Source organism: Streptomyces sp. NPDC001292 (assembly GCF_042896465.1).
Lineage (GTDB): Bacteria > Actinomycetota > Actinomycetes > Streptomycetales > Streptomycetaceae > Streptomyces.
On sequence record NZ_JBIAXG010000044.1, the window covers coordinates 26,975 to 52,963 of the forward strand.

A 25,989-nucleotide genomic window follows, 5' to 3' on the forward strand; every position below is an offset into this window, starting at 1 on the left:
TGCACAGATTAGGTCCTCGGTCTGACAACGACCCAAACGGCACGGACGCGGCCGACGCCGTGCGTCGTCCCGCCCCGCCCTTCGCGGGGCCCGGAGGATCCGCTGGCCGCGGGTGGGATACGGCCCGTAAGCCGCCGCGGATCGTCCGCGACGGGGCGGGCGAGGCCCGGTTCGGCGGTCGTTGAAGGCGCCGGGCCGCCCCCGCGGGGACGTGGCAGGAGCCGTGGCGCGCGGCACCCGGCCCGCACAGGTGCCAGGCCCGGGTTCCCGGCCTGTTCAGGCGCCTTCGGCTCGGGCCGGCTCCGACACAGGAGGCCTCGAACTCGGACTCAGGCCACTTCCGGCTCAGGCCACTTCCGGCTCAGGCCACTTCCGGCTCAGGCCACTTCCGGCTCCGGCCTCTCCGGTGCCGACAGTGCGGCCAGCGCCGCCGACACCGACGCCGAGGACCGCAGGTCGAGGCGGGCGCTCGTGCCGCGGGCGTGGTGGCGGAGTTCGTCGGCGGCAAGGGTGAGCAGTTGCGGCAGCAGGTCCGTGCAGCGGCGGGCCACCCAGCCGGTGCCCGCCGTGGCCAGCCACCACAGGCTCGCCGACCTGGTGGGCGCGGGGAACTCCGGCTCGGGCGAGGGCGCGGGCCCGCTCGCCACGCCCGTCTCCGCGAGCAACGCGTGGAAGCGGACGGCGAGTTGGCGGTGCCCGCGCTCCCCCGGATGCAGCCGGTCCGCGCTCCACATCGCGCGGTCGGTCAGCCACTGGCCCGCATCGGCGTGCAGGTGCACGGCCTCGTACCGTTCCGACAGCGCGTGCACCACCGCGTTGACCGCTCGCTGCCGCCGGGCCAGCGGGCGGGCCAGCGCGCCGGGCAGGCCGAGCATCGCACCGGGGTCGGGCAGACAGGCCGTCAGCAGGACCGCCCCCCGGCCGGTGAAGGCCGCGTAGACCCGGTCGAGCCGGGCGGCCACGGCGTGGATGTCGAAGGTGCGGCGCAGTGTGTCGTTGACGCCGACGACGACCGACACGACGTCCGGGCGCAGCTCCAGGCCGGCCGGGGTCTGCCGCTCCAGTACGTCGCCGGTCTGCGCCCCACTGGCGGCGAGGTTGGTGAACTCCACGGCCGTGGGCTGCTCGGCGAGGCCGCCGGCGAGCAGTGCCGCCCAGCCGCGCCATCCGTCGCCCGTGGGATCACCGACGCCCTCGGTCAGCGAGTCGCCGAGGGCGACGAAGCGCAGGGGCCTCATGCCACACCCTCCGGCAGCGGGCGTCGCACGGGTGCCGGGACGTCGTGGGCGGCGAGGAACGCCTCCACGGAGGCGGTCCACCCGAAGCACTCCGCACGCGCGCGTGCGGCCTCGCGCCGCTCGCGCTCGGGGCGTGCCAGCAGGCCTTCCACGGCGTCGGCGAACGCCTCGCCGTGATCCGCCGCGCTGTCGCCGGCGGAGCCGATCACCTCCGGCAGCGCGGAGGAGGCGCTGGCCACCACGGGGGTGCCGCAGGCCATCGCCTCCAGCGCGGCGAGCCCGAAGGTCTCGGCCGGCCCGGGTGCCAGGCACACGTCGGCGGAGGCCTGGAGCGCGGCGAGCCGGTCGCGGTCGCGGACGTGCCCGAGGAACGTGACCGGCAGCCCCCGCTCACGGGCCCGCTGCTCCAGGCGCGCCCGCAGCGGACCGTCCCCGGCCACCACCAGCACCGCCCGCCGTCCGCGCCGCAGCAGCGCCTCCAGCGCGTCCAGCGCGTTGCCGGGCCGCTTCTCCACGGACAGCCGGGAGCACATCACCAGCAACGCCTCTTCGTCGCGCGCGTGCCGGGCGCGCAGTCCCGCCTCCCGCAGCGCGGGGTGCCGCTCCACCAGATCGACACCCAGGGGTGCGCGCACGACGTTGCGCGCACCGACCCGCACGAACTCGCGCTCGGCGAACTCCGTGGTGCACACCACGCGCGCGTAGGTGTGCGCGGTACGGACGTTGAGGGCGTCGGCGGCACGCAGGGACAGGGCCTGCGGCACGCCCCAGGTGCGCAGCACACCGTCGGCGGTCTCGTGGGACACCATCACTGCCGGAACCCGGGCCCGCCTGGCCCACCTGCCGGTCCACCGCAGCGTCGTGCGGTCGGAGACCTCCAGGCGGTCCGGTGCGAGCTCCTCCAGGAGGGCGGCCACCCGCCGTTTGTCGGTGAGGACGCGGTAGCCGCCGGTGCCGGGCAGCCGCGGTCCGGGCAGGGTGATCACGCGGCCCTGCTCGGTCTCCTGGTCGGTGTGGCGGTCGCCGGGGACGATCAGCACCGGCGCGTGGCCGGCCGCCTTGTAGCCCTTGCCGAGTTCGCGCAGCGCGGTGCGCAGTCCGCCGGAGGCGGGGGCGACGAAGTTCGCGAGCCGCACGAGGGTGAGCGGCGCGGCGGTCATGCCGCCACCGCCGTCCGCCGCGCGGCGAGCACGTCCTCGTAGTGCGCGAGGAGCTGGTCGCCGACCGCCGCCCAGGTGCGCCCCTCGACCGCGGAGCGACCGGCCGCCGCGAACTCCGCCCGCAGCGCCGGGTCGGCGGCCAGCGCCCACACCGCGTCGCGTACGGCGGCCGCGTCGCGCGGCGGGACGAGCAGCCCGGTGCGACCGTGGGCGACCAGGTCCAGCGGGCCGCCCGCGGCGGGCGCGACCACGGGCACCCCGGAGGCCATGGCCTCCTGCACGGTCTGGCAGAACGTCTCGAAGGGGCCGGTGTGCACGAAGACGTCCAGCGAGGCGAAGATCCGGGCGAGTTCGTCGCCGGTGCGACGGCCCAGGAAGACGGCGCCCGGCAGGGCCTCGGTCAGCTGGGGCCGGCTGGGCCCGTCGCCCACCACCACGACCCGTACGCCGTTCAGACCGCAGACTCCGGCGAGCAGTTCGACCTGCTTCTCGGGGGCGAGCCGGCCGACGTAGCCGACGATCAGCTCACCGTTCGGGGCGAGTTCGCGGCGCAGTGCCTCGTCGCGGTGCTCGGGGCGGAAGCGGACGGTGTCCACTCCGCGGCCCCACAGCCTGACCCGGGGCACCCCGTGTGCCTCCAGGTCGTGCAGGGCGGCGCTGGAGGGGGCCAGGGTGAGGTCGGCGGCGGCGTGGACGGAGCGGATGCGCCGCCAGGCGGCGGCCTCGCCGGCACCCATGTAGGTGCGGGCGTAGCCGGCGAGGTCGGTCTGGTAGACGGCGACGGCGGGGATGCCGAGCCGGGCGGCGGCCGCCATGCCGCGGACGCCGAGGACGAAGGGGCCGGCCAGGTGGACGAGGTCGGCGCGGTGCTCGGTGAGCGCCGTCGCGACGCGCCGGCTGGGCAGGGCGACGCGGACCTGGGGGTAGCCCGGGAGCGGAAGGGAGGGGACGCGGACGACGGGGCACGGCGCGGGGACGTCGGGCCCGGTCGAGGCGGCGGTGGCGGGAGCCACGACGAGGGGGGCGTGACCGCGATCGACGAGGTGCCGGGCGGTCTGGAGCGCGCAGTGGGCCACGCCGTTCACATCGGGGGGAAAGGATTCGGTCACGATGACGACACGCATACCGGTGTTGTCGCCGTGCTGGACGTGCCCGCGTCAACGTGGATCTTTCCGGACGAGGAACGTCCCGTGAGCGTTGGGCTGTGCGGCCGGACCGGACGGCCCCCGGCCACGCGCTCCTGACCCCCGGGTCACCGGATGTTCACGCGGTGGGCGTGTCCGGCCCGATCCGGCTGCGTACGGCGGTCTGGACCTCGTCCTCCTCGGCCGGGTCGGCGGCGAGTCTGCGCAGTCGCTCGACGACGCGCGTGTCGCCGGTCTCGGCGTGCCGGGCGGCGATTTCGCGGGTGGTCTCCTCGCAGTCCCACAGGCATTCGACGGCGAATCCGGTGGGGAAGGAGGGGTCGGTGGCGGCGAGGGCGCGCGCGGCACGGCCACGCAGATGGGAGGAGGCCGTCTCGCGGTAGATGTGACGCAGAACGGGCGCTGCGCAGGTGATGCCGAGCCGGCCGGCGCCGTCGACCAGGGTCCACAGGGTGGGAGCGTCGGGGCCTTCGCCCCGGACCGCCTCCCGCAGGGCGGCGAGGACGAGGTCGCGGTCCCGGACCGCGCCGCGGCAGGCGAGCACACGTCCGGCGGCGGCGCCCAGCGGGTCGGGGCGGCGGGCCCAGCCGCGCGCCCGGTCGACGGCGGCTGCGCCGCGCATGCGTTCGAAGGCGTCGACGGCGGCCTCCACCACGGTGGCCGAGCCGTCGGACACCGCCGACTCGATCAGGTCCAGGGCGTCGGGGTCGCCGCCGTCGGCGAGGTAGCGCAGGGCGGTACAGCGGGCGGCGTCGGTGCCCGCCCGGGCGGCGCGGAGGATCTCGGGCCGGTCCTGTGGTCCGGCTACGGCGGTGAGACAGCGGGCCGCCGGGACATGGCGGGCAGCGCCGCGTTCGGCGCCCTGCTGGGCCCACTCGAACACCGCCTGCACGCTCCACCCGGGCCGGGGCCCGGTGGGGCGCATCTGCCGCTGCCAGAGGTCGAAGCAGCCGGTCTCGTGAGCGGCACGCACGCGTGTGGCGACCGACTCGCGCGGGTCCTCGGCCCACAGCCGCCACGGCCGGGGCTCGAAGGCGTCGCGCACCGCGGCGGCCAGCTCGGCCTCGCCCTCGGCGTCGGTGGCGAAGCGCGCGAGGACCGGCGCGGCGAGGGCGCGCAGCCCCGCGTCGTCGTCCCTGAGCGCCAGTTCGTCCAGGGCCCAGGCCCAGTTGGCGCCCGTGGCGGCGTACCTGCGCAGCAGGGCGAGTGCGTCGCGCCTGCCGTAGGAGGCGAGGTGCCCGAGCACGGCGAGGGCGAGTCCGGTGCGTGACTCGTCGGTGTCGAGGGCGTCCTCGGGGTCGAAGAGGTGCTCCTCGATCCGGTCCAGTTCGCCGTCGAGGTCGAGGAAGAGCCGGGCGTAGTAGAGGGAGCGGTTCTCCACCTGCCAGTCGTGGCGGGGGTCGCGCAGCACGCAGTGGTTCAGTGCCGCCAGCGCTTCGGCGCGCGGGGCGGTGAGCGCGTGCAGCGTGCCGTCGCCGCGGCCCCGCTGGAGCAGGCCGAGCAGCGTACCGCTGGGCGCTATGACCGGATCGAACATGGGAAACAGCCTCACATCAAGCGTCGACGCAACCGGGGAACACGCACTACATGGCCGCGCGACAACACGTCGGGGCGCCCGCCGTCCGCTGCTTGCTGTAGACCATCTTCCTCTGCCTCTCGTCGGTGGCCCATACGGGCCGGATCACGGCCCGCGCGGTGCGGCAACACCTGCCCAGCCATCGCGTCCGTGAATCACGACGTCATGATGGCCCGGCGTCCGCGCTGCCGCGACCGAAATTTCCGGCGGCCCTGTACCGCCTCCCCCGTTGTTTGTGTCGTTCCTGGTCACAAGGGCCGGAGCGGCTGCTTCCGGCCCTGGGGATCAGCTCTCGCCGAACATCTCCAGCAGCTCCGTCCGGCCGAACATCCGGGCCGTGTCGACGGCCGAGGGGGTGCCGGCGGACGGGTCCGCGCCGCCCTCCAGGAGGGCCTTGATCACCTCCTGCTCGCCCTTGAAGACCGCTCCGGCGAGGGGTGTCTGGCCCCGGTCGTTGACGCGGTCGGCGTCGGCGCCTCGGGCCAGCAGCGCGCGGACCGCCGCCGCGTGGCCGTGGTAGGCGGCGAGCATCACCAGGGAGTCGCCGCGGTCGTTGGTGAGGTCGGCCGGGACGCCCGCGTCGACATACGCCACGAGTGCCTCGGTCCGCCCCTGCCGGGCCAGATCGAAGATCTTGGTCGCCAGCTCGACGACCTCGGGGTCGGGGGCTTCGCTCATCGGCCGGACCGCCTATCGCTGCGAACGTTCGGTACTGCGGGGAGCAAGCGTACGGCGGCCCGCGCTGGTCGGCCGTACGGGTGAATCGCCAGCGTACTGGCTCGTACGCCACATGACCGGATGCCGCCCGAGGTAAAGATCACCACGGACGCGGTCGGAGGCCACAGTGCCGCTCAGGCGCCCCACGGGACTCCGCCAGCCGATGGAAATCGAACGAAATTCACCCAGTTGCACCTTTTGTCATATAGATACATGCTGTGATGCTGGAAGAACTCAGGGTGACTGTCCCCACTCGACACCAGGAGACCTCCCATGATCCTTTCCGTCTCAGGCGTAATCCTGTTCGGCGTCATCGTCGTCGTCTTCTTCCGCAAGGACGGGCTGAAGCCGTCGCACGCGTGCGTGTCGGCGCTGTTCGGCTTCTACCTCTCGAGCACGGCCATCGCCCCGAGCATCAAGGCCGGCGGCGAGAGTCTGGCGAGTCTTCTGGGCGGCATGAGGTTCTGACGACGTCCGTCCCTCCCGTACGCACCTCCAGGAGGCAGCAGTGGCCCGGCGCCCCCTCCCCCGCATTCTGAGCACAGGCAGCGCGCAGCTCACCCGGAGCCGGGAGCTGGCACGGACGGCGGCGGACAGCGCCACCGACGTCCTCCACCCGCTGATCACCATCACGCGTGGTCTGCGCCGGCTGGCCTCGGCCGGACGGCGCAAGTGGTCGGACACGCCGAAGGACCGGCGCGGCCCGCTGCTGTTCCTCGTGGCGTCGCTGTTCCTGGTCGTGGCGCTGGTGCCGTACGGACCGCTGCTCGCCGCCGTCGTGCTGATGGCGGCGGCGGCCTGGCACGGCCGCGACCGCACCCGGTCGCAGCCCGAGGGCCCCGACAAGTCGCGCACCCAGCGCCTGTCCGCCCTGTACGAGGCGCTGGTCCCCTACTTCTCGGCGGCCGGGGACCCGGCACCGCTGTACGCGCACGGCGGCGCGTGGGAGAAGGCGTTCCCCGCCTACGAGTTCGACGACTCGGGACGTGTGCGCCACCTGGTGATCCGGTACCCCGCGTACTTCACCGACGGCGAGGCCGAGTCCCGCGCGCGGATCGAGCACCTGCTCACCGCCAAGGCCGGCCGCGGCCGCGAGTACCTCTTCTCCTGGGACGAGGAGGGCAACCAGCTCACCGTCACCGCCCTCGCCCCGCTGCCCACCGACATCGCCGCGCAGCGCTTCGTCACGGCGCCGGGCGAGACCGTGCTCGGCTTCACCGACCCCGCGGAGGTCCAGCGCACGCTGCCCCTCGGCTACGGCGAGGAGCAGCGGGACGTGCCGCCGGTCGTCTGGCGCACGGGCCTGCGCTCCACCGAGCCGCACCTGCTGGCCCTGGGGCAGGCCGGCAGCGGCACCTCGACGCTGCTGCGCTCCATCGCGCTCCAGGCCCTCCAGCACGGCGACGTGCTGATCGTCGACGGCGGCGGCACCGGTGAGTTCGCCTGCCTGACCGGCCGGGACAGGGTGCTCGCGGTCGAGTGCGGGCTGGCCGGGGTGCTGGCGAGCCTGGAGTGGGCGGCCACCGAGACCGAGCGCCGGCTGATCGCCGTCAACCGCGCGCGGCAGGCGGGCCATCCGCCGCCGGAGGACACCAAACGGCCGCTGTGGCTGCTCCTCGACCGGCCGACCGCGTTCACGCACCTGGCCGCCGCGGACGGCCGCAAGGACCCGCAGGCGCTGCTCCAGGTGCCCCTGCGGCACGGACGCGCGGTCGGCGTGACGGTCGTCGTGGCCGAGCAGTTCGACAGCGCGGAGGCGCTGAGCGACGCGGTACGGCAGCACACACGCGCGCGTGTCGTCCTCGGGCCGGCGACGGCGGAGCAGCTCAAGGCGGTGCTGGGGGCGCCGCCGCACACGACGCCGCTGCCCGTCGTCCCGGCCGGACGCGGGTACGCCCGGCTGGGGACGAAGCCGGTCCACCGGCTTCAGGTGCCGACCACGCCCGACCCCTACGACGACGCGACGAGCGACGCGCATCGGCAGGCCGTGCTCGATCTTCTGCCGCCGAAGACCACCCCGGCCGACGGGGAGCGGGTGCCGGAGCCCACGGAGGCCGTGACGGAAGCGGTCGCGGAGCCCTCGTGAGGGCCCTCGTGGGCCGCGGAGCCGCGGCTGGAGGCTCGGCGCGCCGCCCCGAGCCGACGGAAACGGGGCTCCGGGCAGCGCTCAGGCGACGAAGGTGCGAGGGGACTCGCTCCCCCCGGAGGCCCCCGCCTCCACCAGCCGGGCCGCCGCCGCCAGCCGCGTCGCCGCCTCCTCCGCCACCGCCCCCGTGACCGTGAACGGCAGGCGGACATAGCCCTCGAAGGCGCCGTCGACGCCGAAGCGCGGGCCGGAGGGGACACGGACGCCGACCCGCTCGCCGGCCTCGGCGATGCGAGAGCCCGACAGGCCGCCGGTGCGCACCCACAGCGTGAGGCCGCCGCCGGGTACCTCGAACTCCCAGCCCGGCAGCTCGCGCCGGACCGCCGCGACCAGGGCGTCCCGGTTGCCGCGGGCCTGGCCCCGCCGGACCTCCACGGCCTCCTCCCACCCTCCGGTGCTGAACAGCCAGTTCACGGCCAGTTGCTCCAGCACGGGGGTGCCCAGATCGGCGTAGGCCCGCGCGGCGACCAGGCTGCGGATCACATCAGGGGCGGCCCGCACCCAGCCGATGCGCATCCCGGCCCAGAAGGCCTTGCTGGCCGAGCCGACGGTGATCACCGTGGATCCGGCCGGGTCGAAGGCGCACACCCGCCGCGGCATCTCCAGCCCCGGCTCCAGGTACAGCTCGCTCATCGTCTCGTCGACGACGAGCACGGTCCCCGCCGAGCGGGCCGCCTCCACCAGCTTCCGCCGCTGCTCCTCGTCGGCGAGCGCGCCGGTCGGGTTGTGGAAGTCGGCGACGACGTAGGCGATCCGGGGCGCGGCCTCGCGCAGCACCTGGCGCCAGCGGTCCAGTTCCCACCCGGTGAGTCCCTCGGCCATGGCCACGGGCACGAGCCGGGCGCCCGCCTCCCGCATGAGCTGAAGGATGTTCGCGTAGGACGGCGACTCGACGGCGATGCGCTCGCCGCGGCCCCCGAAGAGGTGGCAGATGGCGTCGATGGCACCCATGGCGCCCGTCGTCACCATGATCTGCTCGGGCATGGTGGGGATCCCGCGCGTGGTGTACCGCTCGGCGATCATCGACCGCAGTGCGGGCAGCCCGGCCGGATAGTCGCCGTGGGTGTGGGCGTACGGCGCCAGTTCCTCCAGCGCGCCCCGCACGGCGCGGGTGAGCCACGGCTCCGGGGCCGGCAGGGCTGCGGTGCCGAGGTCGATCATCGAGCCCAGTGCCTCCGGCGGCAGGGGCTCCAGTCCGCGCGCCGGCAGCGGATTCCCGGCCGGCACCGCGGTCCAGCTGCCCGCGCCCCGCCGGGACTCCAGGAAGCCCTCGGTGCGCAGGGCCTCGTAGGCGGCGGCGACCGTGGTGCGGCTGACGGAGAGGGACAGGGCGAGTTCGCGCTCGGCGGGCAGCCGGGCGGCCACCGGGACACGGCCTTCGAGAACCAGAACCCGGATGCCGTCGGCGAGCGCGCGGTAGGCGGGCGGGCGGCGTGAGCCCGGGCCCGCCGGGCGGTCCTGCTGGGACTTGAGCAGCCGAGCGAGCTGCGCGGCTCCCACCGCCGAGGTCCACTGCGCCATGACGACCAGTCCACCTTCCTCGAATTGGCCATGGATGGATAATCTCCCCACGCCACAGAGTGTCATCCACCAGGCCACTTCACCAGCAGGGGGGACACTTTGTCCATACCGGCCCGCCTAGGGCGACGACTGATCCAGCTGTACATCGGCCTCGCGCTGTACGGCGCGAGCTCCGCAGTCCTCGTCCGGGCGGGCCTGGGCCTCGAACCGTGGAACGTGCTGCACCAGGGCCTGTCCGAACTGACGGGCCTGACGATCGGCGTGATGTCGATCGTCGTCGGCGCGGTGGTGCTGCTCCTGTGGGTCCCGCTGCGCCAGCGTCCCGGCCTGGGCACGGTCTCCAACGTCTTCGTCATCGGCCTCGCCATGGACGGCGCCCTCGCCCTGGTGCCCGACGCCCGCGCCCTGGCCGTCCGCGTTCCGCTGCTCCTGGCGGGCATCGTGCTCAACGGAGTGGCCACCGGCCTCTACATCGCCGCCCGCTTCGGACCCGGCCCCCGCGACGGGCTGATGACGGGGCTGCACCAGCGCACCGGACGCTCGATCCGCCTGATGCGGACGGCCGTGGAGGTGGCGGTCGTCGTCATCGGTTTCGCCTTCGGCGGCACGATCGGCGTCGGCACGGTGCTGTACGCGGTGTCCATCGGCCCCCTGGCCCAGCTCTTCCTGCGGGTGTTCGCCCTTCCGGCGCCGGCCGGAGACAAGACCGTTGCCGCCGGGACACCCGAACGAGCGATACTGCGTCCGTGACCACGCCCGTACGCCACCCGTACCTCGACCATCCGGGGCCCATCCCGTTCGCGCACCGCGGCGGGGCGGCCGACGGGCTGGAGAACACCGTGGCGCAGTTCCGGCACGCGGCCGGACTGGGCTACCGCTACATGGAGACCGACGTCCACGCCACGGCGGACGGCCGGCTCGTCGCCTTCCACGACGCGACCCTGGACCGGGTGACCGACGGCGCGGGCCGGATCGCGGACCTGCCGTGGGAGGACGTGCGCCAGGCGCGCGTGGCGGGCCGTGAGCCGGTACCGCTCTTCGCGGAGCTGCTGGAGACCTTCCCCGAGGTCCGCTGGAACGTCGACGTCAAGGCGGAGCCCGCCCTGCGCCCCCTGCTGGACCTGATCGAGCGGACGAACGCCTGGGACCGCGTCTGCGTCGGCTCCTTCTCCGAGGCGCGCGTGGTCCGGGCGCGGCGGCTGGCCGGGCCGCGCCTCGCGACCTCGTACGGCACCCGCGGGGTGCTGGCTCTGCGGCTGCGCTCCTGGGGCCTGCCGGCGGTGCCGCGCCGGTCCGCGGTGGCCGCGCAGGTGCCCGTCTCCCAGTACGGCGTCCCGGTGGTCGACCGGCGCTTCGTCCGCACCGCCCATGCGCGCCGGCTGCACGTGCACGTGTGGACGATCAACGAACCAGCGCTGATGCACCGGCTCCTGGACCTCGGCGTCGATGGCATCATGACCGACCACATCGACACGTTGCGCAAGGTCATGGAGGACCGGGGTGTCTGGGCCTGAGGCCCGGCACACCCCCGTTCGGCTTCGCGAACCGTCGGCAACAGGGGAACCAGCGGGGAAGTGAGGGCACGGGGTGGGCAGTGACACCGTGCGGGCAGGGCGAGCCGGCGACGAGGCCGCCGACCGGCGCCGCGAGCAGCGCGGCTGGTACTTCTACGACTGGGCGTGCTCCGTCTACTCCACGAGCGTGCTCACCGTGTTCCTCGGCCCCTATCTCACGGCGGTCGCCGAGTCGGCGGCGGACGCGGACGGGTTCGTGCACCCGCTGGGCATCCCGGTGCGGGCCGGGTCGTTCTTCGCGTACTGCGTCTCGGCGTCCGTCATCGTGGCGATCGTGCTGATGCCGGTCGCCGGCGCGGCGGCCGACCGCACCGGCCGCAAGAAGCCGCTCCTCGCGGCCGCCGCCTACGTGGGCGCCGGCGCCACCACGGGTCTGTTCTTCCTGGACGGCCACCGCTATCTGCTGGGCGGTCTGCTGCTGGTCGTCGCGAACGCGTCGGTGGCCGTCTCGATGGTCCTCTACAACTCCTACCTGCCGCAGATCGCCCCGCCCGGGGAGCGCGACGCGGTCTCCTCGCGCGGCTGGGCCTTCGGCTACGCGGCCGGCTCCCTGGTGCTGGTGGCGAACCTCGTCCTGTTCACCGCTCACGACTCCTTCGGCGTCTCCGAGTCGACGGCCGTGCGCATCTGCCTGGCCTCGGCCGGTCTGTGGTGGGGTGTCTTCACGCTCGTCCCGCTGAAGCGGCTGCGCGACCGCCGCACCGCCCCCGCCGCGGCACCGGTCCACGGATGGCGCCAACTCGCCGCCACCGTCCGGGACATGCGGGGCAAACCGCTCACCCTGTCCTTCCTGCTCGCCTACCTCGTCTACAACGACGGCATCCAGACGGTGATCTCGCAGGCCTCGGTGTACGGCTCCCTGGAGCTGGGCCTGAGCCAGTCGACGCTCATCACGGCGGTGCTGATGGTGCAGGTGCTGGCGGTGGCGGGGGCGCTCGGCATGGGAAGGCTGGCCCACAGGTACGGGGCCAAGCGCACGATCCTCGGCTCGCTGGCCGCGTGGGCGGTCATCCTGGCGGCCGGGTACTTCCTGCCGGCCGGGGCGCCGATGTGGTTCTTCGTGCTGGCCGCCGGGATCGGGCTGGTCCTCGGCGGGAGCCAGGCGCTGTCCCGGTCGCTCTTCTCACACCTGGTCCCGCCCGGCAAGGAGGCCGAGTACTTCTCGGCCTACGAGATGAGCGACCGGGGCATGAGCTGGCTGGGCCCGCTGCTGTTCGGGATCACCTATCAGCTGACGGGCAGCTACCGGGACGCGATCATCTCGCTGGTGGCGTTCTTCGCGATCGGGTTCGTGCTGCTCGCCCGGGTTCCGGTGCGCCGTGCGATCGGCGACGCGGGCAATCCGGTCCCCGATCGGATTTAGCGCTCAAGGCGAAAGGGCGGTAGTGTACGCGTTTGGCCTGCCAGGCGTACCGTTACTGCGCGTCGAAGATGCCGAAACGCTGGGTGACATGTCCTAACAGATGTGACAAACCGGGCGCCGGTGGGTACTGCACTGGTTGACAAGGCTGCGGCTACGACGGCGACGCATGACCCGGAACGGGAGATCGGAACGGGAATCTTTACCGCCGACCGGACGTTGACCGGATGACGACGACAGCGACACCTGTCCTGTGGGCGACAAGCCCGGGAGGCACGATTCATGAGTGAGCGAGCTCTTCGCGGCACGCGCCTCGTGGTGACCAGCTACGAGACGGACCGCGGTATCGACCTGGCCCCGCGCCAGGCCGTGGAGTACGCATGCGAGAAGGGGCACCGTTTCGAGATGCCCTTCTCGGTCGAGGCGGAGATCCCGCCGGAGTGGGAGTGCAAGGTCTGCGGGGCCCAGGCACTCCTCGTGGATGGCGACGGGCCGGAGGAGAAGAAGGCGAAGCCGGCGCGTACGCACTGGGACATGCTGATGGAGCGGCGTACCCGCGAGGAACTCGAAGAGGTCCTCGAGGAGCGTCTCGCCGTGCTGCGGTCCGGCGCGATGAACATCGCCGTCCATCCCCGGGACAGCCGCAAGAGCGCGTAGTCCCCGCCGAGGCCGGGCCGGTTCGCAGCGCACGCCACGCACGCCGATGGCAGCGGGCGCCGTACGTCCACGTACGGCGCCCGCTGCCATGTTTGGTTCTTCAGTGGCGCGAGTGCGCCGGTGTCACCGGGTCAGCGGCGGGCGCTGCTGACCCGGGGCGTCCGCCGGCTCGTCCCTGATCACCTCGCCCTGGACCACCTTGCCGTCGGGGCGGTGGATGCGGGCCTGCTGGAAGGCGTCGCCGAGCGTGCCGGGGGTGGCCTCGCGCAGCCTGCGGTCGACGGTCCGCCCGGCGAAGCGGCTCACGGCCTGCTGGACCGGCGGAAGCAGCAGGAGCAGGCCCACCGCGTCCGAGATCAGACCGGGGATCATCAGCAGCAGGCCACCCAGCATCATCAGGCCGTTGCCACCGCGGCGCGCGGAGGGGGCCCCGCCCTGCTGGAGCGCCTCGTTGAGGCTCTGGAAGGCACGGCGGCCCGCCCGCTTGATCACCACCGCGCCCAGGGCCAGGCCGGCGACCAGCAGCAGGAAGACCGTGAACCCGCCCGCCGCTCCGGCGACCACCGTCAGCAGCCAGATCTCCAGCACGATCCACACCGCGAGGCTCAGCGGCAGGTACCGGCGGGGCCGGGAGCGCCGGGGCCGGGCGGAGTACGAGGATGTCGGAGCGCCAGTCGTCATGCTCCCAGTGTGCCTGGCGGCTGCTCAGTCCCGGATAAGGGCTATGCCTGGGGCTTGCCGCCCCGGCGGGTGATCTTGGTCACCCGCTCCCCCACGCCCCACGCGGTGACCCGCCACAGCGCCTCGACGAGGATGTCGCGGCTCATCTTGGAGTCGCCGTGCTCACGCTCGACGAAGGTGATGGGGACCTCGACGACGTGGTAGCCGGCCTTCACGGCGCGGCGGGCCAGGTCGACCTGGAAGCAGTAGCCCTGCGAGGCGACCTCGTCCAGCCCCAGGCCCTCCAGCGTCTCCCGGCGGAAGGCACGGTAGCCGCCGGTGATGTCCCGCAGGGGCAGGTCCAGGGCGAGGCGGGAGTAGGTGCTGCCGCCGCGTGAGAGGAACTCGCGGGACTTCGGCCAGTTCACCACGCGTCCGCCCGGCACCCAGCGGGAGCCGAGGACCAGGTCGGCGCCCTTGAGGGCGGTCAGCAGCCGGGACAGTTCCTCGGGCTGGTGGGAACCGTCGGCGTCCATCTCGATCAGTACGCCGTAGTCGCGCTCCAGGCCCCAGCGGAACCCCGCGAGGTAGGCGGCGCCGAGGCCTTCCTTGCCCTTGCGGTGCAGCACGTGCACGTGCCCGTCCTCGGCCGCCAGTTCGTCGGCGAGCTTGCCCGTGCCGTCGGGGCTGTTGTCGTCGGCCACGAGGACGTGCGCCTCGGGGACGGACGTGCGCACCCGGCCCACGATCGTCTTGATGTTCTCCGCCTCGTTGTAGGTCGGAATGATCACCAAGGCCGTGCCGAGCGGGCCGAGTCGCCTCTCCCGGGAGCCGGTCGCGGGGTTGCCGTCGCCGTCGTTCACTGCTGCCCCTTCATGTCCGTACGCAGGTGGACCACCATAGTGGCCCCGGCCTGCGAGGACGTGACATCGCGTGGGTACGGGGGTGTCGATTCCGCAAGAGCGGGGTAAGAGTGCCGGCTTCGATCGTGTCACGGATCCGCCGTGCGGCGGATGGGGGCCCGGCGCCCTTCGGGCCGACCTGGGACCCGCTGGCTGCGGATCGACCGAAAGCCGTTGTCTACTGAGCGCCCGGGCCCCACCCGGGGTCACACCTTGCCGACCGTCCGGAACGTTCCCCCGCGGTCGCGGGCGCTGAGCCTGGCTCCCAGCGACGGTGACCCGGTGCGGCACACCGTCCCTGACCCAGCGGCGCCGCGACGCGGGTACGGAAGTTCCCCGGCCGGGCGTCCGGTGGTGGACCCGGCAGAACCTACCGGCCCGCTGCCGCCGCCTGTCAACCACTGCCTTGACCTGTACAAACGCCCATAACAGCTGGGTCGGCGCGGAGGATGCGCAGGTCGCACGACCGAGCGGCTGGCGCGGGGCGGCGTCGTGCGCCCACGGGAGATCACTCGCCCGGCCGTACGAACACCGTCCGTCCGCCCACCACGGTCCGCAGGCAGACGGGCAGGTCACCCCCCGGGGTGAGGTCGGGCAGCCCGGGCGTTCCCGAACGCGGGTCGGTCGACCAGCGCGCGACCCGGTCGTCGGGAGCCTGGACGACGAGTTCGCCGGTGCGCCAGACGGCGTAGTCCGCGGGCACGCCGGGCACCAGGACGCCCGCGTCGTCCCGTCCGACCGCCCGCCAGCCGCCGCGGGTGTGCGCGGTGAACGCGGCTCGTACGGAGACACGGTGCTCGGGGGTGCGGTGGAAGGCGGCCGCCCGGACCGTGCCCCACGGGTCCAGCGGTGTGACGGGGCTGTCGGAGCCGAAGGCGAGGGGGACGCCGGCGCGCAGCAGGGCCGCGAAGGGGTTCAGCGTCCGTGCCCGCTCGGCGCCCAGGCGCTGGGCGTACATGCCCTCCTCGCCACCCCACAGGGCGTCGAAGGCGGGCTGTACGGACGCGGTGAGGCCGAGCTCGGCGAAGGCCGCGACGGTCTCCGGCGTGAGCATCTCGGCGTGCTCGACGCGGTGCCTGGCGGCGCGGACGCGGGCCAGGCCCACCTTCTCGGCCGCGGCGCGCACGCCGTCGACGACCGCGGTGACGGCGGCGTCGCCGATGGCGTGGAAGCCCGCCTGGAGGCCCGCCTCGGTGCAGGCGGCGACATGGGCGGCGACGGCGGCCGCGTCCAGGTAGGCGGTGCCGGTGTGGGCGGCGTCGGCGTACGGCGCGTGCAGGCAGGCGGTGTGCGAGCCGATGGAGCCGTCGACGAAGAGGTCGCCGGCGGCGCCGTGGGCGCCCAGCCGGCGCGCCTTGTCGACGTCCTCCTCCGCCCAGTAGCCGACGACCCGGGGGCCCGGTTCCTCGGCGGCGAGCCGCAGCAGGCCCGTGAAGTCGTCCTCGCAGGAGATGCGCGGGCCGCCGCACTCGTGCACCGATCCGATGCCCAGGGAGGCGGCACGGGCGAGCGCGGCGCGCTGCGCCTCGGCGCGCTGGGCGGGGGTGACGGCGGCGAACGCGGCGGCCCGTACGGAGTGGTGGGCGTCGGCGGTCAGCGGGCCCTCCACGGGCCCGGGGATCCCCGGCACGAGGTCGAGCAGTGCCGTGGTGACGACCGCGGAGTGCACGTCGATGCGGCTGAGGTAGAGCGGCCGGCCACCGGTGGCCTCGTCGAGTTCGGCGCGCGTCGGGGGGCGTCCGCCGGGCCAGCGGGCCGCGTCCCATCCGTGGCCCAGCAGGACGCGGTCGTCCGGACGGGCGGCGGCGAAGTCCCGTACCAGGGCGAGCGCCGCCTCCAGGGAGGGCGCGTCGGACAGGTCGAGACCGGTGAGCGCGAGGCCGGTGGCGGTGGTGTGCACATGGGCGTCGGTGAACGCCGGGGTGACGAGGGCGCCGTCCAGGTCGACCACCTCGTCGACACCGTCGGCGAAGGCGTCGGCCGCCCCCTCCGAGCCGACCCAGGCCACTTGGCCCGCCTCCACGACCATGGCGGTCGCGAACGGATCGGCGGGACTGTGGATCTCGCCCCTGCGAAGAAGGACGGTCCGAACCTCGACAGCACGCTCACTCATGCCCCCAGTCTCCCGCCTTCCCCGAACCCCCCGGCACGCAGGTCACCCCGGCCCGCCGTAACTCCACCGCGGGCGCCCCGACGAGCCTGCCCTGTGTCCCGGGACGGGTCTTCCGCGCCGGGTTGGGTCAGACGCGGGGCGGGCGGGACTCGTACGGGGTGGAGAGGACCACCGTCGTGCGGGTCGAGACGCCTGCCAACGTGCGCACGCGCGCCAGCAGTTCCTCCAGCTCGTGCGGGGTGGAGACGCGGACCTTGAGGATGTAGTTCTCGTCGCCGGCGACGCTGTGGCAGGCCTCGATCTCGGGGACGCCGGCCAGGCGGTCGGCGATGTCGTCGGGGGCGCTGGGATCGAAGGGTTTGACCGAGATGAAGGCGGTCATGGGCAGCCCCACGGCCTCGGCGTCGACGACCGCGGCGTAGCCGCGGATGACACCGCGCTGCTCCAGCCGCCGCACCCGCTGGTGCACGGCCGACGTGGACAGACCGGTGGCCTTGCCCAGGTCGGTGTAGCTCATCCGCCCGTCCTTGACGAGCAGCTGCACGATCTGTCGGTCCAGCTCCTCCATGGCGCAAGAACCTACAGTGCGCCTGAACTCCCGGGACAGCCGAGCGGCCCGGGTCGTGCCCCGTTGGCGGACAAACCCACCACGGCGGGCACCTGCGAGCGGCATGTGACCAACGCCACACGTCCCGGAGCCCCTCCGTGATGCTCTCGCGATTACCGGCGAGACCGGACGGGAAGTGCTTGCTGTGGTCGAGGCCGCAGCGCCTTCACGGCCCAGCCTTAGGGGGAGAATCCCATGCAGAGTCTCAAGCGCCCTGGTCGTTCTGTGCCCAGGCGAGGCCAGTCGGTCGTCGAGTTCCAGCCGGAGTGCCTGGAATCCGAGGCCGAGGACGACGTGGACGGCGCGGAAGCCGACGCCTACGACACCTTCGAGATGTACCGGGTGATCTGCCCGGAGTGCGCGCAGCCCATCGCCCTGCTGGCGGACGAGGAGGTTCTGCCGGAGCACGCGCTGTGCGCCTCGCCGTGGAACCCGTTCGGGCTCACGGTCTGCGCCGGTACGGGGCGTTGGGCGTCCGACGCCCGGCCCGCGGACGAGTCCTTCGGCCCGCAGGAGCAGGACACCGCGCTGCTGTTGACACTCCCGCAGAGCCTCGACTGGCGCATGCAGCCCTTCTCGCACGTCGGCGGCCCGGGCTCCCGCCCGATGCGCGTGCCGCAGTTGCGCCGGTACGCCGCCTGAGCGGCGCCGCACCGCCGGGCACCCGCATCCGTCCGTGCACCACGGCCGGGACTCGCAGGCCGCCGTGGTGCCCGAACAGCGCCCCCGGTTCCCCGGAGGCCGCCGGCCCGGACGCCGGTGAACTCACGCTCGATTCCACCGGGCGGTGACCTGCCCGCCGTATGCCGCGTTGCCGGAGTATGACCACCACGCATCCGGCAGCCGGACGACGGCGGCGCGTCTTCGTGCCGCCGCCGCCCGCAGAATCGGTTCCGCCGGCACCTCCGCAGCCACCGGACCCGCCGATCTACCGCGACCTGATGCGCGCCTGGGCCGACCGGGGCCGCACCCTGCCGGGACGTCACGACCCGGAGTGGGTCCGACTGGCGGCGCCACCGGCCGGTCTCGCGCAGCTCAGCGGCTCTCGGGACCCGCGACGTGACGGGCGATGACCATCCGCTGGATCTGGTTGGTGCCCTCGACGATCTGCAGGACCTTGGCCTCGCGCATGTAGCGCTCGGCCGGGAAGTCCGTGGTGTAGCCGTATCCGCCGAGCACCTGGACGGCGTCCGTGGTCACCTTCATGGCCGTGTCCGTGCAGAACAGCTTGGCCATGGCCGCCTGCCGCGCGAACGGCAGGCCCGCGTCCCGCAGTCGCGCCGCCGCCAGGTACAGCGCGCGGCCCGCCTCGATCTGCGTCGCCATGTCGGCGAGCATGAAGCGCAGCCCCTGGAAGTCGGAGATCGGCCGCCCGAACTGCTGCCGTCCGGCGGCATAGCCGACCGCCTCGTCCAGCGCGGCTTGGGCGAGGCCGATGGCGCAGGCCGCGATGCCGAGCCGTCCTGAGTCGAGCGCGGACAGGGCGATGGCGAAACCCTGCCCCTCCTCCCCCAGGCGCCGGTCGTCGCCGACCCGCACGCCGTCGAGGTGGATCTGCGCGGTGGGCGAACCCTTCAGGCCCATCTTCTTCTCCGGGGCCGCGGCGCTCAGGCCCTCGGCGTCGCCCGGCACGAGGAAGGCGGTGATCCCGCGCGGGCCCTGCTCACCGGTGCGGGCCATCACCGTGTAGAAGTCGGCGACCCCGCCGTGGGTGATCCAGGACTTGGTCCCGGTGAGCACCCAGCCGTCGCCGTCCCGGACCGCCTTGGTGCGCAGCGAGGCGGCGTCGGAGCCGGAGGCCGGCTCCGAGAGGGCGTACGCGCCGAGCAGGCCGCCGCCCAGCATCGCGGGCAGGTGCTCGACCTGCTGCTTCTTGGTGCCGTAGGCGGCGAGCCCGTAGGAGGCGAGGGTGTGCACGCTCAGGCCGAGACCGACGGTGAGACGGGCCGCGGCCAGCTCCTCCAGCACCTGGAGGTAGACCTCGTAGGGCTGGTCGCCGCCGCCGTACTCGGAGTCGTAGGGCAGGCCGAGCAGGCCCGAGCGGGAGAGCAGGGTGAAGACCTCGCGCGGGAAGCGTCCCGCGTCCTCCTCCTCGGCCGCTTTCGGGGCGATCTCGTGCTGCGCGATGTCGCGGACGAGCGAGATCAGATCCCGGGCCTCCTCCGTGGGCAGTTGCCGGTCCACCGGCTGCGGGGCGCGGTCGGGCATGGCGACGCTCTCCTCCCTTTCGGGCACATCGGCGGATGTGCGCCATGGGTGGGGCGGCTCCGCCGGGGTCGTTCTCGGGCCCAGCCGATGTCGGCGATCCCGGGTCACGGAAGCTGCTGACCAGCGGCTGTGCGCTGTGAGTATGCCCGATCCGAGGCATCTCGTCACCGGTTAACGACCGCTTACTTCAAGAAATCCCGAGCGTCTGAAATTGGTCCGAACCATTGACCAACTGGTCTAGTCCTCCTAGGGTGCCCGAACTCAACGCTTACCGCGTTCATACCAATCGGCGATCCCCTCTCCCCCACGAGGAGACACCCGATGCACATTCCCCACCGCCTCCGGGCGCTGCTGTCCGCGCCTGTACCGTCACGCTCGGCGCCAGGCCGCTCGCCGGCGCGGGCACCGCCACCGCCACCCCACCCGGTCCGTCGCACAGACGGCCGCCGCGGGCTCCAAGGTGGTCGGCTACTTCACCGAATGGGGCGTCTACGACCGCAAGTACCTCGTCAAGGACATCGAGACCTTCGGCTCCGCGGCGAAGCTCACCCACATCAACTACGCCTTCGGCGACGTCACCGGCGGCAAGTGCGCCAGCCACGGGCGACTCTTACGCGGCGACCGGCCGCGCCCACACCGCCGACGAGTCGGTGGACGGGATCGCCGACACCCGGCGTCACCCGGTCCGCGCCCGGCGGCCAGGCGACCGGACCGGCGGCGGGCACGTTACGAACAGGGCATCGACGACTACAGGGTGCTGAAGACCAAGTCCCCGCGACCGGCACAGTGGGCGGCACCGCGTACGCCAAGTGCGGCGGCGAATAGCGGAGTTACGACACTCCGGCGACCGTCGCGACCAAGATGACGTACAAGAACGACCAGGGTCTCCGCGGGACGTTCTTCTGGGAACTGAGCGGGGACACGGCAGCGGTGAGCTGACCAAGGCGATCAAGTAGCGCCGCACCCGGGGAGGCAGGGGCGGAGGGCGAGCACCCCCTCCGCCCCTCGCCCCTCTCCTCGCTTCTCCTTGGACCCCTGCTGCTCAGCCGTCGCGGCGGGCGGGTGCGGGGGCCGGATGGGTCGGGTCGATCTCCTCGATGGCGCGCAGCGCGCCGCCGAGTGTCTTCACCAGCAACTCACGCATGGTGTCCCGGGAGAGTTCGGGCCGGCCGATCCAGTCCAGGGTGGCGCCCTCGACACTGCACACCCAGGCGAGCAGCCCCATGCGGGCCACCGGGGCGATGGCCGTACGGCCGTAGGCGCCCTCCGCGATGGTCGCGACGATGGCCTCGCGCACGCCGTCCCGGATGGCGTGCACCTCGGTGTCGAAGCCGACGCCGCCGCTGACGACGGTGCGGTAGGCGGCCTGGTTGTGCTCCGCGTAGCGGAGGCAGCCGTCGATGTTGCGGTGCACCCGGTCCACGGCCGGCATTTCCAGGCCGCGCGCCGCGAAGGTGACCAGGTCGGCGACGGAGTCCTCGATGATCGCCAGTTAGTAGCCGCGCTTGGACCGGAAGTAGTAGTAGATCAGTCCCTTGGCCACATGGGCCTGCCGGGCGATGTCGTCCATCGACAGGGCGTCGTAGGACGTATCGGCGAACAACCTCCGTCCGATGGCGAGGAGTTCGGCGCGACGACCCTCGGAGCGCTCGGTGCCGCGCACCCGGGGGCCTGCGGTCTTGCGCGGTTGACTGACATTCAATTCGACCCTGGCCTCCAACTGGCGGTCGGACATCCGCAGTATGGCAGGCCGGCAGGGTGCGGAGGCAGGTCGCCGGAAAGGCCCCGGTCGCCCGGGGCCTTCGTGCACGCGCAGCTCCCGTCAGCTCACTCCCACGGCGGCGAGCGCCTCGCGCTGGTGGCCCGTGAGGCGGGCCGGGAAGTACAGGTAGCAGATGCCGCCGGAGCCGGAGGCGACCTTGCCGGAAGCGTTGTAGCGCTTGGTCCTGAGCCAGATGTTCTCGAACTCCCGGCGCCGGTACACGCGCCGTACCGCCGCGTCGTTCGGCGAGGCCGGGTCGTTGGCGATCACATCACCTTCGGCGGTGAACCCGATGACGGTCATGAGGTGGCCGTTGGTGCCGTAACCGGCGCCGGTCAGCTCGGTGCTGAGGAAGGACTGGGACGTTATGGCCGGGATGCCGGCCGCGATCAGCGTCTCCAGGTCGGTGAGCGAGCCGAGCCGGGTCACCACTCCCCGCAGATCCTTGAAGGTGGCCGCGTAGGCGGCGTTGAAGGGCCAGTTGCCACAGCCTTCGTACTGGTAGTCGTACGTGTACCGGGCCGCGTTGCAGACCTGCGGGTCGGCGTAGGACGGGTCGACCCAGGACAGTTGCTCGGGGGTGAGCCGCCCACCCCAGTACTCGATGATCATCTGGGAGGAGGTGGGGCTGCACCAGGCCTCGCCGCCGTTGTCGTACTCGGGGTACTGGCCGGAGTGGATCGACTGCGAGTAGCGCGGGACGATCAACTCCTTGGCCACGCCGGGTGTGGAGGCCGGGACGGTGAAGCGGTCGGGGACGTCGGAGCCCATGGCTCCGATCCGCCAGACGGTGGGCGTGAGCCGGGTGCCGGGCCTGCGGTGGAGGGTGAGCCGCAGCCGGTAGGAGGTGAGACGCAGCCCGGAGGCCGGGTCGTCCAGGGAGAAGGTGTCCGTCCAGATCGTGCTGCGACCGTCGCTCTGGCCGTCGACGGAGGTCCGTTTGATGTCCTGGTCGCCGGCCGCCCAGCGGCCCATCACGTACCAGGGGGTGTCCGTGCCGTCGGAGTACGTGCCCCGCAGTTCGACCTGGATCCAGGTGCCGGCCGGGGTGTGCGCGTTCCAGGATGCGACCGCCTCCGTGGCCGGCACGGACAGCCGGTGCACCGGGCTGGTCCAAGTGGCGTACTCCCAGGTCGCGGTCGTGCCGGTGTGCGGGTCGGTGTAGTCGGTGGTGCCCGCGGGCTGCGCGATCTCGAGGCCTGGCCGGGCGCCCGCGACGGCGCGGGTGCCGCGGGCCGCGCCCGCACGCCAGTCGGTGTACGTGGTCCAGGCGCGGTAGTCGACCGGGCGGGCCGGGGCGGCTCCGGCGTCCTTGGCGCCGGCGGCGGGTGCGGCCGTGGTCGCGGCGGCCACCGGGGCCGCGCCACCCGCCATCGCCGCCGCGGCGATGGCGACGGCCAGGACGGATCTGCGGGACGGCTGTTCGGCTCTGCTCATGGGTGGATGACCCCCAGGTGTCCGACGTCGGGGCGGGTCCGTGGCTGCGCCCACTATGGCCGCGCCACCCGCCTCCTGCCAGCACTTCGACACACGCCACGCCCACCAATATTGGTCTCCACCACTGGCATGACCTGCGCCGAGCCCCCGCCAAGCCGGGCACCCGGCCGCCCGCGCCACCCGCCGCGGCCACCGGCGGCGCGGGGGAGCGGTCACTAGAATGCCCACGGAGCACACACCGTCATCCTCTTCACACTCCGGGAATCGCCATCCGCGCTCTCGCCACTCTCCTTCGTGGTGCGCCGCCGTCCTGCGGGACCGTGCGGCTGGTCGGCATCGACGGGCACGCGGGCTCCGGGAAGTCCACGTTCACGGGGAAATTGGCCGTGGCGCTGGGGGGCGCGCCCGTGCTGCACCTGGACGACGTCGCGAGCCATGAGGAACTGTTCGACTGGGAGGGGCGGCTGCTGAGTGAGGTCGTCGAGCCGCTCGGACGGGGGGCGACGGCACGCTATGCCCCCTACGACTGGCGGGCGCGGCGGTTCGGGTCCGCCCGGGAGCTGCCGCCGGCTCCCGTGATCCTCGTCGAGGGCGTGGGCGCCGGACGGCGGGCGCTGCGTCGGCATCTGGCGCACCTGCTGTGGATGGACCTGCCCCGCGAGGAGGCCTGGGGGCGCGGCCGGTCGCGGGACGGCGAGGAGCAGCGGGAGTTCTGGTCCAGGTGGGTCGAGGCCGAGCGGCGGCACTTCGCCGAGGACCCCTCGCGGCCCTTCGCGGATCTTCTGGTACGGCAGTTGCCGAAGGGATACGAGGTGCTGGGGGGCCCTGCCGGGGCCGTTGGACCGGACCAGATCGTCACCCACCGTGACGGGTCGTCGGCATTGTGCTGAACTTGTGAAGTCCCTTGCCGGGCAACTTTGCCGAGTCCCTCAACTCCGCTTGACCCGGGGGCCGTACAGGTCTTACGTTCTCAATGAGCGGTCATAGCGAACCGCCCGCAGTCACGAAGCCCCCGGTTGTTCCCCCGTGATCGGGGGCTTCGTTCTGCCCTCCTCGCGTTTTCCGGACGCTGCGCGACGCCATTCGCTCACACTGGGTCACCACGCCGGGTTCGTCCCGTCCGCCGCCACCTCACCGAACGGCCCCTGCGGCACCCTTCGGCGGGCGATGGCCCCGCGGGTACGATGCCCTCGGTGCGACCTTCGAACGATTGCTTCGCGCACCTGCAACTCCGGTCCGCGGTACAGCGGTTCGACCACAGGAAGCCGTCGGGTGGATGCCTGGCGGCGAACCTTCGGGGGCACGGTTTGTGGGGGACGTGATGGACTTCGGCACGCGGGGCCCGACGGCCCCGGCCGACCTCGCGTGGCTGCGAGGCGTGGACGCCTACACCATGGGCGCCTATCCGCAGGCGGAGGAGGAGTTCCGGGCCGCGGTGCGGCTGGACCCCGGGATGGCCGACGGCTGGCTCGGCCTGCACGCGTTGCGCGTCGACACGACGACCGCGCTGCTCAGGATGTTCCGGCACCGCGACCGTTTCGGAGAACAGCGCGCCCGGCACCGCCGCACCCTCAACTCCTGGTACTGGCTGGGCTGGTGGGTGCAGCCCGTGCTGGAGAGTCCGCGCGACCTGCTGCTCGCGCACGCCTCGCACTGGCTGGACGGCCGCCACGTCCCCGAACTGGACCGCGCGCTGGCCGGGCTGCCGCCGGTGGACGCCGACACCCAGGTCCGCTTTCTGCACGCCTGCCGCGCCTACCTCGTCAAGGACTGGGAGCAGCTCGTCCGGCACACCGACCCGCTGCTCGACGATCCGCTGCTCGGCATCGAGGCCGGCCTGTTCGGCGGCATGGCCCGGGTGCGCCTGGAGATGTACGGGCAGGCCGAGCCGCTGCTGTCGGCCGCGCTGATGCGCTGCCGCAGCGAGCAGCCGCAGCGCAAGGAACTCAGGTACTGGCTGGCACGGGCCCACGAGGGCACCGGCCGCAGCGCCGCGGCGCTCCCCCTGTACCGGGCGGTGCACCGGGTCGATCCGGCCTTCATGGACACCTCGGCACGGCTCGCGGCGATCGCCGAGGGCGACGGGTACGAGGACACGGCCGGCCTCGCCGCGATCACTCTCACCGGCCTCGGGCAGGACATCATGGACGGCCCCGATCTGCTGGACCCGCTGTTCGGCACCGAGGGCCGGGACCTGAAGTTGTCCGGGACCGACCTGCCGGTGACCGGTCCGCTGCCGTCGGTGACAGATCCGGCGGTGCGCCGGCGCACTCCGGCCGCCGACGCGCCGCTGCCCACCGGGCCGACCGACCCCGCGTTACTGGAGGAAGCACTGGCCGAACTCGAGCGCATGGTGGGTCTCGAACCGGTGAAACGGCAGGTCAAGGCCCTGTCCGCGCAGTTGAACATGGCGCGGCTCCGGGCCGGGCAGGGGCTGCCCGTGCAGCCGCCCAAACGCCACTTCGTCTTCTCCGGCCCCTCTGGCACCGGCAAGACGACGGTCGCCCGCATCCTCGGCCGCGTCTTCTACGCGCTCGGCCTGCTCGGCGGCGACCACCTTGTGGAGGCACAGCGGGCCGATCTGGTCGGCGAGTACCTGGGGCAGACCGCCGTCAAGGCCAACGAGCTCATCGACTCCGCGATCGGCGGCGTGCTCTTCGTCGACGAGGCCTACTCCCTGTCCAATTCGGGCTACGGCAAGGGCGACGCGTACGGCGACGAGGCCCTGCAGGTGCTGCTCAAGCGGGCCGAGGACAACCGCGACCACCTGGTGGTGATCCTCGCCGGCTACCCCGAGGGCATGGACCGCCTGCTCGCCGCCAACCCCGGGCTGTCGTCCCGCTTCACCACCCGGGTGGACTTCCCGTCGTACCGGCCCGCGGAACTCACCGAGATCGGCAAGGTGCTCGCCGCGGAGAACGGCGACCTGTGGGACGACGAGGCCCGGGACGAGCTGCACTCGATCGCCGGGCACGTGGTCGACCAGGGGTGGATCGACGAACTCGGCAACGGTCGGTTCCTGCGGACCCTGTACGAGAAGAGCTGCGCCTACCGGGACCTGCGTTTGTCGACGTACCCCGGAACGCCGTCCCGGGACGACTTATCGACATTGCGGCTGCCGGACCTGATGCAGGCGTACGGGGAGGTGCTGTCGGGGCGGGGGCCCCAGGATCCGTCAGCCCTGTGACGGACGGACCCCGGGTTCC

22 protein-coding genes and 2 pseudogenes are annotated in these 25,989 nt (G+C 73.1%); 11 read left to right on the plus strand and 13 right to left on the minus strand.

Annotation, left to right across the window (positions count from 1 at the left end; translation table 11 throughout):
* Positions 1-377 precede the first annotated feature (377 nt).
* From ACFY4A_RS33605 to ACFY4A_RS33625, 5 genes are all read right to left on the minus strand, one after another.
* Positions 378-1,238 (minus strand): SGNH/GDSL hydrolase family protein, encoded by an 861-nt coding sequence (locus ACFY4A_RS33605; protein ID WP_390833111.1) that lies wholly within the window; start codon positions 1,236-1,238, stop codon positions 378-380.
* On the minus strand, positions 1,235-2,398 hold the full coding sequence (locus ACFY4A_RS33610; protein WP_390833112.1) for a glycosyltransferase: 1,164 nt from the start codon (positions 2,396-2,398) through the stop codon (positions 1,235-1,237). Before ACFY4A_RS33610 ends, ACFY4A_RS33605 begins: the two co-directional genes overlap by 4 nt.
* The gene (locus ACFY4A_RS33615) at positions 2,395-3,522 is read right to left on the minus strand and encodes a glycosyltransferase family 4 protein (RefSeq protein ID WP_390833113.1); all 1,128 of its coding nucleotides are present in this window, start codon (positions 3,520-3,522) and stop codon (positions 2,395-2,397) included. Before ACFY4A_RS33615 ends, ACFY4A_RS33610 begins: the two co-directional genes overlap by 4 nt.
* A gap of 139 nt (positions 3,523-3,661) precedes the next feature.
* Positions 3,662-5,080, minus strand: coding sequence for a HEAT repeat domain-containing protein (locus ACFY4A_RS33620; RefSeq protein ID WP_390833114.1), 1,419 nt, complete (start codon positions 5,078-5,080; stop codon positions 3,662-3,664).
* 324 nt (positions 5,081-5,404) lie between these two features.
* Positions 5,405-5,797 (minus strand): ankyrin repeat domain-containing protein, encoded by a 393-nt coding sequence (locus ACFY4A_RS33625; RefSeq protein ID WP_225075996.1) that lies wholly within the window; start codon positions 5,795-5,797, stop codon positions 5,405-5,407.
* 312 nt (positions 5,798-6,109) lie between these two features.
* Between ACFY4A_RS33625 and ACFY4A_RS33630 the strand changes: the two genes are divergently transcribed.
* Positions 6,110-6,304, plus strand: coding sequence for a hypothetical protein (locus ACFY4A_RS33630; protein ID WP_390833115.1), 195 nt, complete (start codon positions 6,110-6,112; stop codon positions 6,302-6,304).
* Positions 6,305-6,344: 40 nt separating this feature from the next.
* Positions 6,345-7,922 (plus strand): hypothetical protein, encoded by a 1,578-nt coding sequence (locus ACFY4A_RS33635; RefSeq protein WP_390833116.1) that lies wholly within the window; start codon positions 6,345-6,347, stop codon positions 7,920-7,922.
* 81 nt (positions 7,923-8,003) lie between these two features.
* On the opposite strand, the gene ACFY4A_RS33640 is transcribed toward ACFY4A_RS33635, so the two are convergent.
* Positions 8,004-9,503: a PLP-dependent aminotransferase family protein gene (locus ACFY4A_RS33640; RefSeq protein ID WP_390833117.1), complete on the minus strand. Its 1,500-nt coding sequence runs from the start codon at positions 9,501-9,503 to the stop codon at positions 8,004-8,006.
* 99 nt (positions 9,504-9,602) lie between these two features.
* On the opposite strand from ACFY4A_RS33640, the gene ACFY4A_RS33645 reads away from it, so the two are divergent.
* The 4 genes from ACFY4A_RS33645 to ACFY4A_RS33660 all read left to right on the plus strand — a co-directional run bounded on the left by ACFY4A_RS33645 (position 9,603) and on the right by ACFY4A_RS33660 (position 13,094).
* Positions 9,603-10,253, plus strand: a complete 651-nt coding sequence (locus tag ACFY4A_RS33645) for a YitT family protein (RefSeq protein WP_390833118.1) — start codon at positions 9,603-9,605, stop codon at positions 10,251-10,253.
* Positions 10,250-11,017, plus strand: a complete 768-nt coding sequence (locus tag ACFY4A_RS33650; protein WP_390833119.1) for a glycerophosphodiester phosphodiesterase — start codon at positions 10,250-10,252, stop codon at positions 11,015-11,017. Before ACFY4A_RS33645 ends, ACFY4A_RS33650 begins: the two co-directional genes overlap by 4 nt.
* Before the next feature lie 73 nt (positions 11,018-11,090).
* Positions 11,091-12,440 (plus strand): MFS transporter, encoded by a 1,350-nt coding sequence (locus ACFY4A_RS33655; protein ID WP_390833120.1) that lies wholly within the window; start codon positions 11,091-11,093, stop codon positions 12,438-12,440.
* 279 nt (positions 12,441-12,719) lie between these two features.
* Positions 12,720-13,094, plus strand: a complete 375-nt coding sequence (locus tag ACFY4A_RS33660) for an RNA polymerase-binding protein RbpA (RefSeq protein WP_003977404.1) — start codon at positions 12,720-12,722, stop codon at positions 13,092-13,094.
* 123 nt (positions 13,095-13,217) lie between these two features.
* Here ACFY4A_RS33660 and fxsA read toward each other — a convergent pair whose 3' ends face one another.
* The 4 genes from fxsA to ACFY4A_RS33680 form a co-directional block, all read right to left on the minus strand.
* Positions 13,218-13,775 (minus strand): FxsA family membrane protein, encoded by a 558-nt coding sequence (gene fxsA, locus ACFY4A_RS33665; RefSeq protein WP_390833121.1) that lies wholly within the window; start codon positions 13,773-13,775, stop codon positions 13,218-13,220.
* Between the two features lie 41 nt (positions 13,776-13,816).
* Entirely contained in the window at positions 13,817-14,617 is an 801-nt protein-coding gene (locus tag ACFY4A_RS33670; protein WP_390833122.1) for a polyprenol monophosphomannose synthase, read from the minus strand.
* Positions 14,618-15,164: 547 nt separating this feature from the next.
* Positions 15,165-16,769, minus strand: coding sequence for an amidohydrolase (locus ACFY4A_RS33675; protein ID WP_390833123.1), 1,605 nt, complete (start codon positions 16,767-16,769; stop codon positions 15,165-15,167).
* Positions 16,770-16,896: 127 nt separating this feature from the next.
* A complete protein-coding gene (locus ACFY4A_RS33680) occupies positions 16,897-17,337 on the minus strand; it encodes an Lrp/AsnC family transcriptional regulator (protein WP_390833124.1) in 441 nt (146 codons plus the stop codon).
* Positions 17,338-17,571: 234 nt separating this feature from the next.
* Between ACFY4A_RS33680 and ACFY4A_RS33685 the strand changes: the two genes are divergently transcribed.
* Positions 17,572-18,018, plus strand: coding sequence for a hypothetical protein (locus tag ACFY4A_RS33685; protein ID WP_390833125.1), 447 nt, complete (start codon positions 17,572-17,574; stop codon positions 18,016-18,018).
* 179 nt (positions 18,019-18,197) lie between these two features.
* Positions 18,198-18,449, plus strand: a complete 252-nt coding sequence (locus tag ACFY4A_RS33690; protein WP_390833126.1) for a hypothetical protein — start codon at positions 18,198-18,200, stop codon at positions 18,447-18,449.
* Here the strand turns inward: ACFY4A_RS33690 and ACFY4A_RS33695 are convergent.
* Entirely contained in the window at positions 18,412-19,584 is a 1,173-nt protein-coding gene (locus ACFY4A_RS33695; RefSeq protein WP_390833127.1) for an acyl-CoA dehydrogenase family protein, read from the minus strand. The genes ACFY4A_RS33690 and ACFY4A_RS33695 overlap by 38 nt on opposite strands.
* 321 nt (positions 19,585-19,905) lie before the next feature.
* On the opposite strand from ACFY4A_RS33695, the pseudogene ACFY4A_RS33700 reads away from it, so the two are divergent.
* Positions 19,906-20,540: pseudogene (locus ACFY4A_RS33700) on the plus strand (glycosyl hydrolase family 18 protein).
* Between the two features lie 86 nt (positions 20,541-20,626).
* Here ACFY4A_RS33700 and ACFY4A_RS33705 read toward each other — a convergent pair.
* Both ACFY4A_RS33705 and ACFY4A_RS33710 read right to left on the minus strand, forming a co-directional pair.
* Positions 20,627-21,319: pseudogene (locus ACFY4A_RS33705) on the minus strand (TetR/AcrR family transcriptional regulator).
* A gap of 87 nt (positions 21,320-21,406) precedes the next feature.
* Positions 21,407-22,783: a peptidase C39 family protein gene (locus tag ACFY4A_RS33710; protein WP_390833128.1), complete on the minus strand. Its 1,377-nt coding sequence runs from the start codon at positions 22,781-22,783 to the stop codon at positions 21,407-21,409.
* Positions 22,784-23,046: 263 nt separating this feature from the next.
* Here ACFY4A_RS33710 and ACFY4A_RS33715 point away from each other — a divergent pair, with 263 nt between their 5' ends.
* Both ACFY4A_RS33715 and ACFY4A_RS33720 read left to right on the plus strand, forming a co-directional pair.
* Positions 23,047-23,673 carry a uridine kinase gene (locus tag ACFY4A_RS33715; RefSeq protein ID WP_390833142.1) on the plus strand — a complete coding sequence of 209 codons (627 nt, stop codon included), beginning with the start codon at positions 23,047-23,049 and terminating at the stop codon, positions 23,671-23,673.
* Positions 23,674-24,104: 431 nt separating this feature from the next.
* Positions 24,105-25,970, plus strand: a complete 1,866-nt coding sequence (locus tag ACFY4A_RS33720; RefSeq protein WP_390833129.1) for an AAA family ATPase — start codon at positions 24,105-24,107, stop codon at positions 25,968-25,970.
* Positions 25,971-25,989 lie beyond the last annotated feature (19 nt).